Origin of the sequence: Sporosarcina sp. P32b, from assembly GCF_002743335.1 — a bacterium.
Classification (GTDB): domain Bacteria; phylum Bacillota; class Bacilli; order Bacillales_A; family Planococcaceae; genus Sporosarcina.
The window spans coordinates 1-15556 of the sequence record NZ_PDZB01000038.1 but is presented as its reverse complement, the minus strand read 5'-3'; the positions used below and the strand labels follow the sequence as shown (position 1 = coordinate 15556).

General features: G+C 43.4%; 15 protein-coding genes and 12 tRNA genes. 23 read left to right on the top strand and 4 right to left on the bottom strand.

The features are described 5' to 3' along the window. Positions 1 to 2 precede the first annotated feature (2 nt). From CSV64_RS15950 to CSV64_RS15895, 12 genes are all read left to right on the top strand, one after another. Positions 3 to 78 (top strand) — tRNA-Ala (locus tag CSV64_RS15950). Positions 79 to 103: 25 nt separating this feature from the next. After that, positions 104 to 177 (top strand) — tRNA-Met (locus CSV64_RS15945). Between the two features lie 6 nt (positions 178 to 183). After that, positions 184 to 260, top strand: a tRNA-Ile gene (locus CSV64_RS15940). A gap of 15 nt (positions 261 to 275) precedes the next feature. Next, positions 276 to 368, top strand: a tRNA-Ser gene (locus tag CSV64_RS15935). A 90-nt stretch (positions 369 to 458) separates the two neighbouring features. Further along, positions 459 to 533: transfer RNA gene (locus CSV64_RS15930), tRNA-Met, on the top strand. A 2-nt stretch (positions 534 to 535) separates the two neighbouring features. Beyond that, positions 536 to 611: transfer RNA gene (locus CSV64_RS15925), tRNA-Asp, on the top strand. Between the two features lie 25 nt (positions 612 to 636). Continuing rightward, a tRNA-Phe gene (locus tag CSV64_RS15920) sits at positions 637 to 712 on the top strand. Between the two features lie 5 nt (positions 713 to 717). Continuing rightward, positions 718 to 791 (top strand) — tRNA-Gly (locus CSV64_RS15915). A gap of 4 nt (positions 792 to 795) precedes the next feature. Continuing rightward, positions 796 to 872: transfer RNA gene (locus CSV64_RS15910), tRNA-Ile, on the top strand. A 1-nt stretch (position 873) separates the two neighbouring features. Continuing rightward, positions 874 to 948, top strand: a tRNA-Asn gene (locus tag CSV64_RS15905). 7 nt (positions 949 to 955) lie between these two features. Next, positions 956 to 1046: transfer RNA gene (locus tag CSV64_RS15900), tRNA-Ser, on the top strand. Positions 1047 to 1053: 7 nt separating this feature from the next. Then, positions 1054 to 1125 (top strand) — tRNA-Glu (locus CSV64_RS15895). Between the two features lie 287 nt (positions 1126 to 1412). Here the strand turns inward: CSV64_RS15895 and CSV64_RS15890 are convergent. Both CSV64_RS15890 and CSV64_RS15885 read right to left on the bottom strand, forming a co-directional pair. Next, a complete protein-coding gene (locus tag CSV64_RS15890) occupies positions 1413 to 2162 on the bottom strand; it encodes a TraR/DksA C4-type zinc finger protein (RefSeq protein WP_233190519.1) in 750 nt (249 codons plus the stop codon). 148 nt (positions 2163 to 2310) lie between these two features. Continuing rightward, positions 2311 to 3222, bottom strand: coding sequence for a 1,4-dihydroxy-2-naphthoate polyprenyltransferase (locus CSV64_RS15885; protein ID WP_099635566.1), 912 nt, complete (start codon positions 3220 to 3222; stop codon positions 2311 to 2313). 237 nt (positions 3223 to 3459) lie between these two features. Between CSV64_RS15885 and CSV64_RS15880 the strand changes: the two genes are divergently transcribed. The 5 genes from CSV64_RS15880 to CSV64_RS15860 all read left to right on the top strand — a co-directional run bounded on the left by CSV64_RS15880 (position 3460) and on the right by CSV64_RS15860 (position 9706). After that, entirely contained in the window at positions 3460 to 4836 is a 1377-nt protein-coding gene (locus CSV64_RS15880) for an isochorismate synthase (RefSeq protein ID WP_099635565.1), read from the top strand. Further along, the gene (gene menD / locus CSV64_RS15875; RefSeq protein ID WP_099635564.1) at positions 4829 to 6550 is read left to right on the top strand and encodes a 2-succinyl-5-enolpyruvyl-6-hydroxy-3-cyclohexene-1-carboxylic-acid synthase; all 1722 of its coding nucleotides are present in this window, start codon (positions 4829 to 4831) and stop codon (positions 6548 to 6550) included. The genes CSV64_RS15880 and menD overlap by 8 nt, the downstream gene beginning before the upstream one ends. Next, positions 6540 to 7364, top strand: coding sequence for a 2-succinyl-6-hydroxy-2,4-cyclohexadiene-1-carboxylate synthase (menH, locus tag CSV64_RS15870; protein ID WP_099635563.1), 825 nt, complete (start codon positions 6540 to 6542; stop codon positions 7362 to 7364). The genes menD and menH overlap by 11 nt, the downstream gene beginning before the upstream one ends. Before the next feature lie 20 nt (positions 7365 to 7384). Continuing rightward, positions 7385 to 8203, top strand: a complete 819-nt coding sequence (menB, locus tag CSV64_RS15865; RefSeq protein ID WP_085426764.1) for a 1,4-dihydroxy-2-naphthoyl-CoA synthase — start codon at positions 7385 to 7387, stop codon at positions 8201 to 8203. A gap of 66 nt (positions 8204 to 8269) precedes the next feature. After that, positions 8270 to 9706 (top strand): o-succinylbenzoate--CoA ligase, encoded by a 1437-nt coding sequence (locus tag CSV64_RS15860; protein WP_099635562.1) that lies wholly within the window; start codon positions 8270 to 8272, stop codon positions 9704 to 9706. A gap of 26 nt (positions 9707 to 9732) precedes the next feature. Here CSV64_RS15860 and CSV64_RS15855 read toward each other — a convergent pair whose 3' ends face one another. Together CSV64_RS15855 and yidD are read right to left on the bottom strand one after the other, a co-directional pair. Continuing rightward, positions 9733 to 10689, bottom strand: a complete 957-nt coding sequence (locus CSV64_RS15855) for a metal ABC transporter solute-binding protein, Zn/Mn family (RefSeq protein WP_099635561.1) — start codon at positions 10687 to 10689, stop codon at positions 9733 to 9735. A gap of 83 nt (positions 10690 to 10772) precedes the next feature. Continuing rightward, a complete protein-coding gene (gene yidD, locus CSV64_RS15850) occupies positions 10773 to 11015 on the bottom strand; it encodes a membrane protein insertion efficiency factor YidD (protein WP_099635560.1) in 243 nt (80 codons plus the stop codon). Between the two features lie 97 nt (positions 11016 to 11112). Here yidD and CSV64_RS15845 point away from each other — a divergent pair, with 97 nt between their 5' ends. The 6 genes from CSV64_RS15845 to CSV64_RS15820 all read left to right on the top strand — a co-directional run bounded on the left by CSV64_RS15845 (position 11113) and on the right by CSV64_RS15820 (position 14950). After that, positions 11113 to 11562 carry a Dps family protein gene (locus CSV64_RS15845; RefSeq protein ID WP_099635559.1) on the top strand — a complete coding sequence of 150 codons (450 nt, stop codon included), beginning with the start codon at positions 11113 to 11115 and terminating at the stop codon, positions 11560 to 11562. Positions 11563 to 11627: 65 nt separating this feature from the next. After that, positions 11628 to 11807 (top strand): putative motility protein, encoded by a 180-nt coding sequence (locus tag CSV64_RS15840; RefSeq protein ID WP_099635558.1) that lies wholly within the window; start codon positions 11628 to 11630, stop codon positions 11805 to 11807. Positions 11808 to 11917: 110 nt separating this feature from the next. Then, on the top strand, positions 11918 to 13246 hold the full coding sequence (locus tag CSV64_RS15835; RefSeq protein ID WP_099635557.1) for an NAD-dependent malic enzyme: 1329 nt from the start codon (positions 11918 to 11920) through the stop codon (positions 13244 to 13246). Between the two features lie 98 nt (positions 13247 to 13344). Continuing rightward, a complete protein-coding gene (locus tag CSV64_RS15830; protein WP_233190518.1) occupies positions 13345 to 13659 on the top strand; it encodes a transposase in 315 nt (104 codons plus the stop codon). 48 nt (positions 13660 to 13707) lie between these two features. Beyond that, positions 13708 to 14175: an NUDIX hydrolase gene (locus CSV64_RS15825; RefSeq protein WP_233190517.1), complete on the top strand. Its 468-nt coding sequence runs from the start codon at positions 13708 to 13710 to the stop codon at positions 14173 to 14175. Continuing rightward, the gene (locus CSV64_RS15820) at positions 14159 to 14950 is read left to right on the top strand and encodes an alpha/beta hydrolase family protein (protein ID WP_099635555.1); all 792 of its coding nucleotides are present in this window, start codon (positions 14159 to 14161) and stop codon (positions 14948 to 14950) included. The genes CSV64_RS15825 and CSV64_RS15820 overlap by 17 nt, the downstream gene beginning before the upstream one ends. Positions 14951 to 15556: the final 606 nt, after the last annotated feature.

Sequence of the window (15556 nt, the reverse complement as noted above, 5' to 3'; positions counted from 1 at the left end):
TTGGGGCCTTAGCTCAGCTGGGAGAGCGCCTGCCTTGCACGCAGGAGGTCAACGGTTCGATCCCGTTAGGCTCCACCAATAAATCACATGGCTGACTAATTGCAGCGGCGTAGCTCAGTTGGCTAGAGCATACGGTTCATACCCGTAGGGTCGGGGGTTCAAATCCCTCCGCCGCTATCCTAAGGACCTTTAGCTCAGTTGGTTAGAGCAGACGGCTCATAACCGTCCGGTCGCAGGTTCGAGTCCTGCAAGGTCCACCAGATTATTTAATTCACGGAGGAATACCCAAGCCCGGCTGAAGGGATCGGTCTTGAAAACCGACAGGGGTGTTAAAGCCCGCGGGGGTTCGAATCCCTCTTCCTCCGCCATATTTACTTTAACAATAGCTTTACTTTACTAAGTAGTTATGTTAAGATAATAAAGGCGTTAAGTATTAGAAAAAGAAACATTTGTATTATCGCGGGGTGGAGCAGTGGTAGCTCGTTGGGCTCATAACCCAAAGGTCACAGGTTCAAATCCTGTCCCCGCAACCAATGGTCCCGTGGTGTAGCGGTTAACATGCCTGCCTGTCACGCAGGAGATCGCCGGTTCGATCCCGGTCGGGACCGCCATTTTTATTTAAACAGAAATTAATGTGGCTCAGTAGCTCAGTCGGTAGAGCAAAGGACTGAAAATCCTTGTGTCGGCGGTTCGATTCCGTCCTGAGCCACCATAAATGCGGGTGTAGTTTAGTGGTAAAACCTCAGCCTTCCAAGCTGATGATGGGAGTTCGATTCTCCCCACCCGCTCCAATAGGGGCCTATAGCTCAGCTGGTTAGAGCGCACGCCTGATAAGCGTGAGGTCGGTGGTTCGAGTCCACTTAGGCCCACCATTCCGCAGTAGCTCAGTGGTAGAGCAATCGGCTGTTAACCGATCGGTCGTAAGTTCGAGTCTTACCTGCGGAGCCATTTTTATGGGGAAGTACTCAAGTGGCTCAAGAGGCGCCCCTGCTAAGGGTGTAGATCGCGAAAGCGGTGCGAGGGTTCGAATCCCTCCTTCTCCGCCATATTTTTGGCCCCTTGGTCAAGCGGTTAAGACACCGCCCTTTCACGGCGGTATCACGGGTTCGAATCCCGTAGGGGTCATACATAAAAAAAGGTATTGCACAACTGTGCAATACCTTTTTTCTATTGTTCAATTAAGTTATGTAGAAAGCAACTGAGAGTAATATGAAGGGGATATGCATCGTGTAGAGTTGTGCTACCAATCAATAGTGCCGATATGCGTTCAATTTGTATCTAGCTAGCTTCTACTTTCACTCTTTAAACAGATAGTAAATTTTATGCTAAGTCTTCTGTACTTATGGAACGAAAGTACGTAAAAAAAACAGTACGTCATACAAGGAGTACTTGTATAACGTACTGTTTTAAAATTACTTATCTTCCTCTGCATCAATATAGCTGTCACGTTCTTTATAAGGAATGTCACCCAATGGTGATTCAATACCTTCCTCATCCAATTCATCTTCATATCTGATCGCTTGTTCATTGTGCACAAAGCCGGCTGGTTCACCTGTAATGTCAGATACTGCAAACTCTTCATATTCTTCAACGCTATCTTCATTTTCTTCATCGTACAGATCCCCATAATCCCGATTTTTATTACCTGAGAAGTCTGAAGGAGTTTCAGATGTGCCGGACTGGGCGATTTCTTGAAAGCTATCTTCGTAATCTATTGCGTCTCCTTCTCTTCGTGCTGCAAATGAATTGGGATCTGCCATCTTTAATAAATCATCTTCAACCGGTCGATCAGTCGGAACATCTTTTTGCGCATCTTCAATACACACAGTAGTGTAAGGGATGGCTTCTAAGCGCTCTACTTGTATTTCCTTACCACAGACCTCACATGTACCGTACGTGCCGTCTTTGATAGCTTGTAGTGCGTTCTGGACTTTCTCTAGTTCACCTTCAGCGTGTGTGTGAAGTGCTATGTCCTTTTCACGTTCATATAATTCTGTACCCATGTCAGCGGGGTGATTATCATACATCGATAATTCGCCTACATCATCTTGTGCCGTATTTACAATCTCCGTCTCATTTTCTGTTTCAGTCAAACGATCTTCCATTTCACGTAATTCTTTTTCCAGTTGTTGAATTTTTGAAGTTGTTAACAATATAGTCACGACCCTTTCTATGTGGCTTTCCTAGTTGAACTATGAAGTCCGAGAAAGCTTTCTTATTTCAGTCTTTCCCTGTTTACGAGCTAGGGTAAACCTTTACAACAAAAAAACGTCCACCTTTTTCAGTGTGGACGTTGTTGATACAGTTTATTCAGATGAAGTGGGCAATGAGAATGCCGATACCAAGAAGTAGTCCAAACAACGTATTGGTCACGCCTGTATCCTTCATTGCTGGCATGACTTGAATGGGTTGTTCATACTTGCGGAATGTTTTCGTAGCATGAAGCGGTTTTGGAATGCTCAGTAGTACGAGTAATGCCCATGTAGACACATGTCCAGTCACAACGAGTGCAATAATCCATGCATACGACACGATGAAAAATGTTGCCAATATCGTTACAGCATTTTTTCGTCCTACGAGAATCGCCATAGTCTTTCTGCCGCCCCTAGTATCTTGTACAATATCACGAATATTATTTGCCAACATAATTGCTCCGACTAACAGCATGCTTGGAACAGATAACAAGATCGCATTACCAGTGACAGTTCCTGTTTGAATGTAGAATGCAATCAAAATTAATAGCATCCCCATGATGAATCCAGAAACCAGCTCGCCGAATGGAGTGTAAGCGATCGGGTAGGGTCCGCCCGTATACAAATAGCCAATTAACATAGCAACGGACCCCACAGCAGCAAGCCACCAGGACGTTTCCATACAAATGTAAATACCTAGAAGTACAGATAAGCCATACAGAATGAGTGCTAAATTTAATACGGTCTTAGGCTGTACGCCATTGCGGACGATTGTCCCGCCAATACCAATTGAGTGTTCATCGTCGAGTCCTCGTTTGAAATCATAGTATTCATTGAACATATTTGTAGCCATCTGCAAAAATAAACTGGCTACAAGCATCGCTAAAAATAATGGAAAATGAAGCGGACCGTATTGTAGCGCAATCATAGTACCTAAAAAGACAGGTGCAAAAGCGGCAGTCAATGTATGTGGGCGTGTCAGTTGCCACCAAACTCGCCAGCCAGTATCGGTTTCTATTGTGTGTTGCACGGGTAATCTCTCCTTATATATGTAGTCATCATCTGATAGTATACAACAAAAACAAGTAGTTAGGTAAGAAGAGACAATCACAAAAGATATTTGTCGAATGCTCTCCTATACAGCGAGACATTATATATTAAGTACAGCGTCCAATGTGCTAGAATAGAGGTACTTATCGTTCTGAGAAATGATGTCCGAACGTAAATTGTCGAAAAACATATAGCATGATGAGAAGGAGAGAGTGGGATGATTCGGAAATTGACCGATCGAGAAAAAATGGTTCCGGCAACAAGCGCTGAATCTCGTTTTTTTACGGAAACATTAGAAGTTGAAACGCTAAGTCCGCTTGCTTTTTTTGAAGCAGGCCTTTCACATTATGGTGAGCATCGTTTCTTCTGGCAGAATGCAGACAAGACGGTAAAACTTGTCGGATTAGGTCAGGCTACAGTTTTAACAGCGGAGAGGGATCGTTTTCAGTCGATATCTTCACAATGGGCAACTTTATGTGAAGGGTTGATTAAAGAAGAAAAAGATATTGATCCGGTGTTGTTTGGAGGGTTTTCTTTTGATCCTCATACACGCCAAGATGATGAATGGAGTGCTTTTCCAGCCGCTTATTTCACTGTTCCTTTATTCCAACTGAAAATCGAAAAAGGTAAAACGTATGTGTCGATTAACTATATTACAAAAGAACCGCAAGCGGCAGCAGACTTTGAAGCATTGCGTCACGAACGGGACCGTTTGATCCATATTGCACAAGTTGACGAATTCACTTTCCAAGGAAAGCCTGACGTGATCAAACAGACAGAATTGGCTACGGACCGTTATATGGATGCTGTAGAGCACGTGACATCACATATTAAAGCGCAAGAGGCAGAGAAAGTCGTCATTGCACGTAAAATAAAATTGACGTTTGAAGAAGAATTCCAAAAGGCTGCTGCGTTGCATACGATTACGAATGAACAGTCTGCTAGCTATCACTTCGGACTGCAAATTGGCGATGAAATGTTTTTCGGTGCAACACCGGAGAGGCTGGTTGAGATTTATAATGGACATGCATATTCTGCATGTGTAGCGGGTTCTATTGAACGTGGAAAAACGTCTCAAGAAGATCAGCGGCTTGGAGAAGTGTTGTTACGAGATAAGAAAAATCGTGAAGAACATCAGTATGTAGTCGATATGATTACACAAGTCTTTGCAGAATTTTGTACATCCTTACAAGTAAATAAAACACCAAAGCTCTTGAAAGTACGGGATATCCAGCATTTATTCACTCCGGTTGAAGGAGAGCTTGCGAATGACATGGATATATTCCGTCTAGTAGAAGCACTTCATCCGACACCTGCTTTAGGTGGAGTTCCACGTCAGAAGGCGCTTGAAATTATTCGGGAAGAAGAGCAGATGGACCGCGGCTTTTATGCAGGGCCGATTGGATGGGCGGATTCTGCGGGTAATGGAGAATTTGCGGTAGCGATCCGTTCAGGACTTCTAACAGGCAATGATGCCTATTTGTATGCGGGCGGCGGTATTGTAGCCGATTCTACACCAACGGAAGAATATGCGGAAACATGGGTGAAATTCCGTCCTGTGTTGCGCGCGCTCGGAGGCCGTTTACATGAATGATCACGAAGCAGGATTAACGAGTTATGTGCTCCGCTTAACAGATGCGCTTATACGGCAAGGAGCAACCAGGGCGGTTATAAGTCCTGGCTCTAGATCGACTCCTCTTGCGTATGCGTTTACGAACTCTGAAGACATGCAGACTTATATGCATACCGATGAGCGTTCAGCAGCTTTTTACGCACTTGGTTTAGTAAAGGCGACTGGACAACCGGTTGTCTTACTATGTACGTCAGGAACAGCCGCATCGAACTATCACCCTGCAATTACAGAAGCGTTTTATGCAAGACTGCCGTTGATCGTCATAACAGCGGATCGTCCGCATGAATTACGTGAAGTCGGTGCTCCACAGGCGATTGATCAAATTCGCATGTTCGGAGAGCACGTCAAAGATAGCGTCGATTTCCCTGTGCCTGAAAACAGAGAAGACATCTTACGATACATGGAACAACGTGCAGTTAGACTTCTTTCCGTTGCTAAAACTGCACCTCAAGGGCCTGTGCACTTGAATGTGCCATTCCGCGAGCCATTGCTTATTGACTTGGAAGCCACGGTGCCTGTCAGTCGATTCCAACAACAGTTAGTAGGGAACTTGGCTGTAACAGAGGAAATGAAAACAGTACTCGAAACGGCCATTACACAATCGAAAAAAGGCATACTCGTGATGGGAGAGCAACCGTCTACTTTAGATAAAGATCGTTTCTGGCAGTTTGCTAGAGCACTTCAATGGCCTGTACTATGTGATCCGTTATCCAATCTACGCTCACAAGTACCGACAGACTGTGACGATCTTTGTATTGATCAATATGATGCGTTGCTAAAAAGTGAAATGTTTGCTGAAAACGTGCGACCTGATTGTGTCATACGATTTGGTCCGCAGCCCACTTCTAAGCCATTACTTTTGTTTTTGAAGAAGACTTGTCCAGAAACGTATATCGTAGTCGATGAATCGCCAAATTATCGTGATCCGATTGGTCTGACTACTCATCACTTGCAAGTGAGTGCAGCGAGTATTTGGCAGCAAGTATCTGTACCACGCGAGCGAACAAAGTATACGAAACAATGGACTAGAGCCAATCAAATTTCTGCAGACGTAATGAATGAAGATCAACATTTCAATCAAGATGAAGGTCACTTCGTTCGTCAATTCATTGCTAATTTACCGGACGGATCCGATGTAGTCTGCAGTAGCAGTATGCCGATTCGGGACTTGGATACGCATTTCAAAAAGACGAACCGTGATATTTCGTTGTTCTGCAATAGGGGAGCAAATGGAATTGACGGAGTTGTCTCGACTGCTCTTGGTATTCAGGAAGGTCGTCAACGCCAAACTTATTTATTGATTGGTGATTTGGCGTTTTTACATGACGTGAACGGATTAATTATTTCCCGTTTACAGCAAACTGATTTGACGATTGTTCTGATTAATAACAATGGTGGCGGGATCTTCTCCTATTTGCCACAAGCTTCTATTGAACATCATTATGAGCAATTATTCGGGACTCCAACTAATGTAACATTCGACCATATCGCAGCGATGTATGAAGCGCAATATGATGCAGTAGAAACGACACCAGCATTTGAACAGGCGATGCAAACGGCTAAAACGGCTAATCTACGAATTATTGAAGTAGCAACAGTACGTGCAGACAATGTAGAAGCTCATCGCTCCGTATGGCGGGAAATTGCGAAGAGGGTGGAACGCATTGACGACTGAAATAGTAACAATCAGAGGTATTGATACGCATATTGCAAAGTTCGGGGATGAACGCTTGCCTGCAATTGTTTTGTTGCATGGATTTACAGGTTCGACCGCTACTTGGCAGCAAACGATTGAAGAGCTTACGGTGGATTATTATGTAGTCGCAGTCGATTTAATCGGTCATGGTAAAACGGAAGCGCCTGAAAAGATGAACCGCTATGAGATGGACGAGCAAATTGAAGATTTGAATGAAGTCTTGCAGACGCTTGAAATAACCAAGCCCATTCTACTTGGTTATTCGATGGGAGGACGTGTCGCGCTAGGCTATACGGCAACCTATCCTGACAAAGTGAAAAGTTTAGTACTTGAGAGCAGTTCACCAGGCTTGCGTACGTCTGAACAACAACTTGCACGACGGACAGCAGATGCTGAGCTAGCGGATAAGATAGAACAGCAAGGAATGATTGAATTCGTTGACTTTTGGCAGGAGATTCCGCTGTTTCATTCACAAAAGAAATTGTCTGACTCACAGCAGCAAGCAGTGCGTAAAGAACGCCTCAATCAACGGCCAATTGGTTTAGCAAACAGTTTACGAGGGATTGGAACAGGGAGTCAGCCTTCATACTGGCAGGCGCTAGAGCAACTTTCACTTCCTGTATTATTGCTTACGGGCAGTGAAGACGAGAAATTTGAAATGATTGCGCAAGAAATGATGAAAAGCCTGCCAAATGCGCAACATGAAACGATAAAAGATACGGGGCATGCAATTCACGTGGAAAAACCTCAACAATTTGCTACAATGATAAAGAGCTATCTGAAAACAGTGTAAAAATCGAGGAGGAATTTATTATGACCCGTCAATGGGAAACGCTTCGTACATATGATGATATCAAGTACGAAATGTACAATGGTATCGCAAAAATCACGATCAATCGTCCGGAAGTGCGCAACGCATTCCGTCCGAAAACAGTAATGGAAATGATCGATGCATTTTCACGCGCAAGAGATGATCAGCGAATTGGAGTTATCGTGTTAACAGGTGAAGGAGAGAAAGCTTTCTGTTCAGGAGGCGATCAATCTGTTCGCGGTCACGGTGGATATGTTGGAGACGACGAAATTCCACGCTTGAACGTTTTAGATCTTCAACGTTTGATTCGCGTTATTCCTAAGCCTGTTGTCGCAATGGTTGCAGGATATGCAATCGGTGGCGGTCACGTATTACATGTAGTGTGTGACTTGACGATTGCTGCAGACAATGCACGTTTTGGACAAACAGGACCTACTGTAGGCTCGTTCGACGCAGGATATGGTTCAGGATACCTCGCACGTATTGTTGGTCATAAGAAAGCACGTGAAATCTGGTACCTATGCCGTCAATACGACGCACAGGAAGCACTTGATATGGGCTTAGTTAACACAGTCGTCCCTTATGAGCAGCTAGAAGACGAAACTGTTCAATGGTGTGAAGAAATGCTTGGCAAGAGTCCAACTGCACTTCGCTTCTTGAAAGCAGCAATGAACGCCGATACAGACGGTTTGGCTGGACTTCAGCAATTGGCTGGAGACGCAACATTGCTTTATTACACAACAGATGAAGCGAAAGAAGGACGAGATGCGTTTAAAGAAAAGCGCAAACCAGACTTCGATCAGTTCCCACGATTCCCTTAAACAAATGAAAGCTGCCTAACTTGGGCAGCTTTTTCATTACGTTAATTTTAATTGGAGGAGTTACCTATGATCATTCCAAATTGGCTTGTGCAACGAGCCAAATTGACGCCTGATGCATCAGCTTTAGTGACCGGACAAGGACGATGGTCATACCGTGAATTATATGAACAATCCCTTGAAATCGCACAACAACTTCATCATCTCGGAGTACAACCTGAGAGTAGGGTAGCGCTGCTCAGTCAGTCCACTGAACAAACGGTACTCTTTATTCATGCATGTTGGTTATTAAGTGTGGAAGTAGTCTGTCTGAATAATCGGCTGACAGAACAGGAATTATGCTGGCAAGTACGTGATTCCGAAGCAAAACTTGTGATTATAGATGATCAAATACAAACACTTCCTAAGTTGGATGACATCGAGAACTTATATTATTCGACAGTTCAAAAGTCTGAACAGAAAGAGTTCATTATTCTGGATCAGTGGACTGAAGATCAGACGTTATCGATTATGTATACTTCAGGCACTACAGGGGTTCCCAAAGGAGTTCGACAGACAGCGGGTAATCATACGTCGAGCGCACTTGCTTCTGCTCTGAATCTCGGATTGACCGACCAAGATTCCTGGCTTTGCATGATGCCTTTATTCCATATAAGTGGCCTGTCGATCGTCATTCGTTCTGTAATTTATGGAATGGAAATGCGCTTGTACGAAAAATTTGATGCAAAAGAGGCTGCAGCACAAATCATAGCAGGGCGTGTTACGGCGATGTCCGTCGTTGCGCTTACGTTGGATCAAATTGTTCGTGTAATGGAAGCAACTAATAGTAAAGCACATCCGTTATTTCGCACGATGCTCGTCGGTGGCGGACCAGTGCCGCTCGATTATTTGGAACGCGCAACTGCGTGTGGATTACCGATACTTCAGACATATGGCATGACCGAAACATGTTCGCAAACGACAACACTTGGAAAAGCAGATGCGGCGCGAAAGCTAGGTTCAGCTGGTAAACCGTTATTTTTCAATCAAATTGCCATTAAAGATACCGTTCAACCAAGAGAAGTAGGAGAAGTGCTCATAAAAGGTCCTCACGTGACACCAGGCTACATTGGAAGCCAACGAACACGCAAGGCACTAACCGAGGACGGTTGGCTCGCTACAGGGGATGCAGGCTATCTTGACGAGGAAGGCTATTTATTCATCGTTGATCGACGTGCTGATTTAATTATCTCAGGTGGAGAGAATATTTATCCTGCCGAGATTGAAAATGTATTGCTGGCACATCCTGCTATACGGGAAGCCGGCGTATGTGGTAAAGAAGATATGGAATGGGGGCAAGTACCCGTTGCGTTCCTTGTCGGTTCAGTCAATGAGGAAGAACTAGTGGAATTCTGTTCGGAACGTCTAGCACGTTATAAACTTCCAAAAGAATTTCGATTTGTAGAGCAACTGCCACGTAATGCAGCGAATAAATTGATGCGCTTCGAATTGAAAAAATGGTTATAAAAAAACAGTGGAGTTTTCATCCACTGTTAGTTGCCTAATGCTTTTTTCAGTACGTCCAAATTTTGTTCCATGAGAGTGAAGTATGTTTCTTCCTTTTGTATATCTTCTTCAGTAAGTACACTCAAATTATGCAAAGTGAGCGCTTCGGCATCCAGTTCTTTTTTGATGACTTCAGCCAATTTCGAGCTGACGTTTTGTTCAAATAAAATATACTGGATGTCTTGTTCTTTTGCATCTTTTACAAGTGAAGCCAATTCCTTTTGTGAAGGTTCATTCTGAGAATCAAGACCAGATACTGCAAGTTGCTGTAATCCGTAAGCATCTGCCAAGTAGCCAAACGCTGCATGAGATACGAAGAATGTTTTGTTTGGTGACGCATCAGCCATAGTCTTAAATCCACGATCCAATTCTTCTAGTTCATCATATAACACATCGAAATTTTTCTTGAATGCCTCTGCATGTTCAGGTAATTCATCGGACAACTCTTGCGTAATTTTCTCTGCAAGCTTTGTGCTGAGATAAGGAGATATCCAAACATGTGGATCAACGGTATCCTCGTGACCATGATCGTGATGCTCTTCTTCTCCATGTTCGTGGGAATGACCTTCTTCTAATTCCTCGGGATCAATATAATCGGCGATTGGAACAAACTGCACATCTTCATTTTGCAACGTCTTCTCCGTCTTTTGTACAAAACCTTCCAGTCCAAGTCCGATATAGAAGAATAAATCTCCTTTTGCGAGGGCCATCATATCTTTTTGTGTAGGTTCAAACACGTGTTCATCTGTCCCAGGAGGATAGATAGATTTCACGTCAACATACTCTCCACCAATACGTTCAGTGAAGTATTGCAATGGGTAGACTGTCGTATAGACGAGTAATTGATCGGATGACGAATCATCCGGTTCAGTCGTTGCATTATTGGTACAACCACTTAATACGAGTAACAAAGCGGCACCTAGCAAGAGCAAACGATTTTTCATTAGAAAAGCCTCCGTTGCGTAATCGGAATGATTACTATTTAGATTATTTTCTCATCATACAAGATATGATGTATGTTTGCAACCTAGTACTGCTTGTTTTTATTCGGTTTCTTGGGAGGTACAGGATCGAATCCACCTTTGTGAAATGGATGACATTTTAAAATTCGCATGACTGCAAGCCAACTACCTTTAAGTGCCCCGTGTGTTTCAATTGCTTCCACCCCGTAATGTGAACAAGTCGGATGAAATCGGCAAGAGGGTGGTGATAAGGGAGAAATAAATTTCTGGTAGAACCGGATCAGTTGTATAAATACTTTCTTTAGCATATCCATCACCTTCTGACGTAATAAGGTTTAGTTTACCTATAGATGTGGTAAATTAAAAGAGAGAAGCATAATACAATTTAAGAGGAGTGTTTTTTTTATGTCTAAAGAGTTAATTCAGGAACTAAACAAACAAGTATCTACATGGTCGGTGTTGTATGCGAAACTTCATAACTATCACTGGTATGTAAAAGGAAATCAATTCTTCACATTGCATGCTAAATTTGAAGAGTTATACAATGAAGCTACAGCGCATATGGACGAAATTGCAGAACGCGTACTGACATTAGGTGGCGAACCGACTGCAACACTAACACAGCATTTAACTGAATCTGTTGTCGATGAAGCAAAAGGCACAGAAAAATCAAATGAGATGGTACAAACACTAGTAGATGACTTTGATAAGATAATGAAATCATTGAAAAAGGGTATGGAGCTTGCAGCGAAGGATTCGGATGACATGACTGAAGATATGTTAAATGCGGTGCATCAGAGCATTGAGAAGCATCAGTGGATGTTAAATGCGTTTCTCGGTGAAACAAACGAGTAAAACTCTTCATTCATCCAGGAATTAACCGATAGTAAGAAGTGAAAACCAGGAAGGAGTTGAACGATATGGATATCAATTCAATAATGTCCAGCCAGTTGAGAAGCTTGCAATCAACCGTTCAAATGAGCGTCATGAATAAGGCTCTTTCAATGGAGACTTCTGCTATGAATGATATGCTGAACGGCCTTGAAGATCAACCTGTTGCGCATCCGACAAAGGGCGCTTCTATTGATACTAAGGCTTGATTGGCGAACACACATCTCATATGATTAGAGATGTGTGTTTTTTTATGGATGTAAGTAAAGATACTGGTAGAATATGATTAAAACAAGACATAGTAGGAGGTAAACAGAAGATGGCTCAAGGACAGTTTTTGCGAAATTTAATTATCGAAACTCCTTCTAAACCGGGAAATCTTGGCAAGGTAACTATGGCAATCGGTCAGCTGAATGGCGATATTGGGGACATCCAAACGATCAAAGTAGGAACTCTATCCACGATTAGAGAAATCGCGTTACAATGTAATGATCAAAAGCATTTAGCTGAAATCGTCGTGGCGATTGAAAACTTAAAAGAAGGTATTAAAGTTCAAGCTGTTACAGATGATGTTTTGCAAATGCATGAAGGCGGAAAAATTCATATGAAAGCTACACATGAAATCCGCTCTTTGGCAGACTTACGAAGAGTTTATACACCGGGTGTAGCAAGTGTATGCAAAACTATTCAGGAAGACCCAGAACAGGCAAATTACTTCACAGGCATCTCAAATACAGTGGCAATCGTGACAGATGGTACGGCTATTTTAGGACTTGGTAATATTGGTCCTGTAGCTGGAATGCCTGTTATGGAAGGAAAAGCGGTCTTGTTTGATCAGTTCGTTGGTATTAGTGGTATTCCGATTTTACTTGATACGAGTGATCCAGATGAAGTCGTCGAAACGATCAAACATATCCATCAAGGCTTTGGTGCGATCTTACTGGAAGATATCGGATCCCCACATTGTTTTGAAATCGAAGAACGTTTGAAAAAAGAATTGCCGATACCTGTTATGCATGATGATCAACACGGCACAGCAGTCGTTGCATTGGCGGCAACGCTCACAGCATGCAAACATGTCGGAGTCGAACTGACTAATGCTTCAGTCGGACAAATTGGTCTAGGCGCAGCAGGTTTAGCAATCAGTCGTATGTTTATGGCATATGGTGTAGCAGAAATGAAGGGAACAGATCCCAATCCTCATGCAAAAGAGATGTTAGCAAAGTACGGCGGAACTGTCGTTGAAACAATGGAAGAAATTATGGAGACATGTGATGTAGTCATTGCGACAACTGGTGTAGCTAATTTAATTAAGCCAGAAATGATTCGTAAAGGGCAAATTATCCTGGCTTTATCTAATCCCAACGCAGAAATCACGCCAGAAATTGCATTGGAAGCTGGCGCAGCCTATGCAGCAGATGGCCGTTTAGTCAATAATGTTCTCGGTTTCCCAGGCATCTTCCGTGGCGCACTAAATGCCAATGCGAAATCCATTACGTACCCGATGCTCATCGCTGCCGCTCTGGCGATTGTGGATAGTACGAAGCGAGACGATTTAGTACCACATCCATTAGATCCTAACGTACACATTAACGTAGCGCTTGCAGTTGAAAAAGTAGTGTATGAAGAACAAGATCAAGAAATATAATACGGAGACCTATTGACGATATGCCGTTAATAGGTTTTTTATGCAGAATATATTTTTCATAACGAGCCATGCTACGTAAAAAAGAAAGTAGGATGATTATGACAGAAGAAAGATATCCGATGTATATATCACTTAATCACAAATTAGTTCTTACAGATCCTCACTCCTCGACATGGGAATACAAAGTAGAAGTGACCAAAGAAGCATATCCTGTATTCGAAAAACTGTTTTCTCAAATGGAACAATTGGAATTCCAAAATTTTCTCAGATCGCATTTACCGTATATTCCATATCATTATGACAAAGACAACGATAAGGTGGATTTGCGTTTGAAGAAGGTCTTCGCATTGATCCATGAATACACCGACGATGAGTCTAAACGGTTTATCGAACAACTACCGCTATTTCGTTGAATCTTCACTTACCTTTCCGCTACACTAGGGGAAAGGACGTGATCCATATTGCTGAAATTTGAAGATTTACAGGGGGCCAATGTCGAATTGACGTTTGGACCGAATCCACATCATATCGAATCCCGCCATGTGCTCGTTATGATTAAGCACAACGAGCACTGGTTATTAACTAAACATAGAATACGCGGCATTGAATTCCCAGGTGGAAAAGCGGAACTAGGAGAGACCATTGAGCAAGCGGCAATTCGGGAAACAATGGAAGAAACAGGTGTCACTATAGAAAACGTCCATTCATTTGCGGAGTACGTCGTTTTTACAAACCCTCCGTTTTGCAAAGCGGTTTTTACAGGAGATATACTACACATAGAAAAAGACTTTACATTAATGGAAACTGAAGGTGCGGTGTGGATGACAGACGCTGAACTAGACGCCTGTACAGAACTCAGTTTTCACATGAAAGATCGTGGAATGGGTGAACTTAGAAAGTGGGTGGAAGCGAATGATGGAACAAACTGATGGTAATATCATTCGAAGAAGAGACTATCCTTCTCCAAACCCGCATGTTAAGTTGGAGGAAATTACCTACAGTTCTGACGGTTTGTTAGTAAAAGGCCTGTTAGCCACACCAAAAGCAAAAGGACGGTATGATGGATTGCTGTATTTACGAGGTGGCATCCAACATGTGGGGATGGTTAGACCGGGACGTATTGCGCAATTTGCATCTCATGGGCTTGTAGTGTTCGCTCCTTATTATCGCGGCAATCGTGGCGGTGAAGGAAAGGACGAATTTGCTGGAGAGGATCGCAATGATGCAGTGACAGGTGTGGAAGTGCTTAAACAGCAAAGCACTGTCAATTCAGATCGAATTCATTTATTTTCTTTTTCCAGAGGCGGGATAATGGCATTATGGACAGCCATTATGCGCAATGATTTAACTTCTATGGTGACATGGGCAGGCGTCTCAGATGTGGTCTTCACGTACAAAGAGCGACAGGATATGCGCAGAATGATGAAGCGTGTCATCGGTGGCACGCCGAATAATCAACCAGATGCGTATCGTGAGAGAACAGCCTTATTTCACATGAAGGATATCGATATTCCGACACTGATTATCCACGGAACTCTCGATACGAATGTGTCTTTTGAACAGGCATTATTGCTGGAGAATGCATTGCGTGATGCGAATAAAAAGTTTGAAACTTGGTATTTGGAAGGCTATACGCATTATATTCCTCCTGAAATGAATCGGCGGCTTGTAAAAGATGCAGTGGATTGGATGAAGAGGCAATGAAGAAGACAGGCTAGTTTAAATGTGTTTGATCAGGTATTCAATGACACTTTGCGTACTTTACCCAACCTGGAAACGCGGTTGGCGGAAAGACTAGGCGGCTGCGGTTCTTTTTCACTTTTGGTTGTGGTCGTTGCTTGACTGGTTGTTGGGGACTGAAGTTAGTAAGTGTTCGTTTTCTGGACCCGCGCAGGCACGTGGGGGATTGCCTACAGCCAGGAGCCAGCTGGCGATAGTACTGCCAGTTGTCTCCCGGCCACGGCCTACCCCGCAGTTGTGCTTGCGCTACTGTGGGGTATTTATTTTGGTTGTAGTTCTAAGAATGATAATTGCGTATCTTAGCCAACCTACAAACGCGCTAGACGGAAAGACTACGCGGCTGCCGATCTTTGTCACTATTGATGGGGGCGTTGCTCGACTGGTTGTTGGGTACTGTAGTTAGTGAGTGTCTGCTTTCTGGACCCGCGCAGGCACGTGGGGGATTGCCTTCAGCCAGGAGCCAGCTGGCAAAGTGCCGCCAGTTGTCTCCTGGCCACGGCCTACCCCGCAGTTGTGCCTGCGCTACTGAGTGGTATTTATTTTGGTTGTGGTTCTAAGGGGAAGAAGATC

Excerpts from the sequence above, each read along its gene's own strand:
- CSV64_RS15880 (WP_099635565.1), top strand. The coding sequence starts at position 3,460 with ATGATTCGGAAATTGACCGATCGAGAAAAAATGGTTCCGGCAACAAGC.
- menD (WP_099635564.1), top strand. The coding sequence starts at position 4,829 with ATGAATGATCACGAAGCAGGATTAACGAGTTATGTGCTCCGCTTAACA.
- menB (WP_085426764.1), top strand. The coding sequence starts at position 7,385 with ATGACCCGTCAATGGGAAACGCTTCGTACATATGATGATATCAAGTAC.
- CSV64_RS15860 (WP_099635562.1), top strand. The coding sequence starts at position 8,270 with ATGATCATTCCAAATTGGCTTGTGCAACGAGCCAAATTGACGCCTGAT.
- CSV64_RS15855 (WP_099635561.1), bottom strand. The coding sequence starts at position 10,689 with ATGAAAAATCGTTTGCTCTTGCTAGGTGCCGCTTTGTTACTCGTATTA.
- yidD (WP_099635560.1), bottom strand. The coding sequence starts at position 11,015 with ATGCTAAAGAAAGTATTTATACAACTGATCCGGTTCTACCAGAAATTT.
- CSV64_RS15845 (WP_099635559.1), top strand. The coding sequence starts at position 11,113 with ATGTCTAAAGAGTTAATTCAGGAACTAAACAAACAAGTATCTACATGG.
- CSV64_RS15840 (WP_099635558.1), top strand. The coding sequence starts at position 11,628 with ATGGATATCAATTCAATAATGTCCAGCCAGTTGAGAAGCTTGCAATCA.
- CSV64_RS15835 (WP_099635557.1), top strand. The coding sequence starts at position 11,918 with ATGGCTCAAGGACAGTTTTTGCGAAATTTAATTATCGAAACTCCTTCT.
- CSV64_RS15830 (WP_233190518.1), top strand. The coding sequence starts at position 13,345 with ATGACAGAAGAAAGATATCCGATGTATATATCACTTAATCACAAATTA.
- CSV64_RS15820 (WP_099635555.1), top strand. The coding sequence starts at position 14,159 with ATGATGGAACAAACTGATGGTAATATCATTCGAAGAAGAGACTATCCT.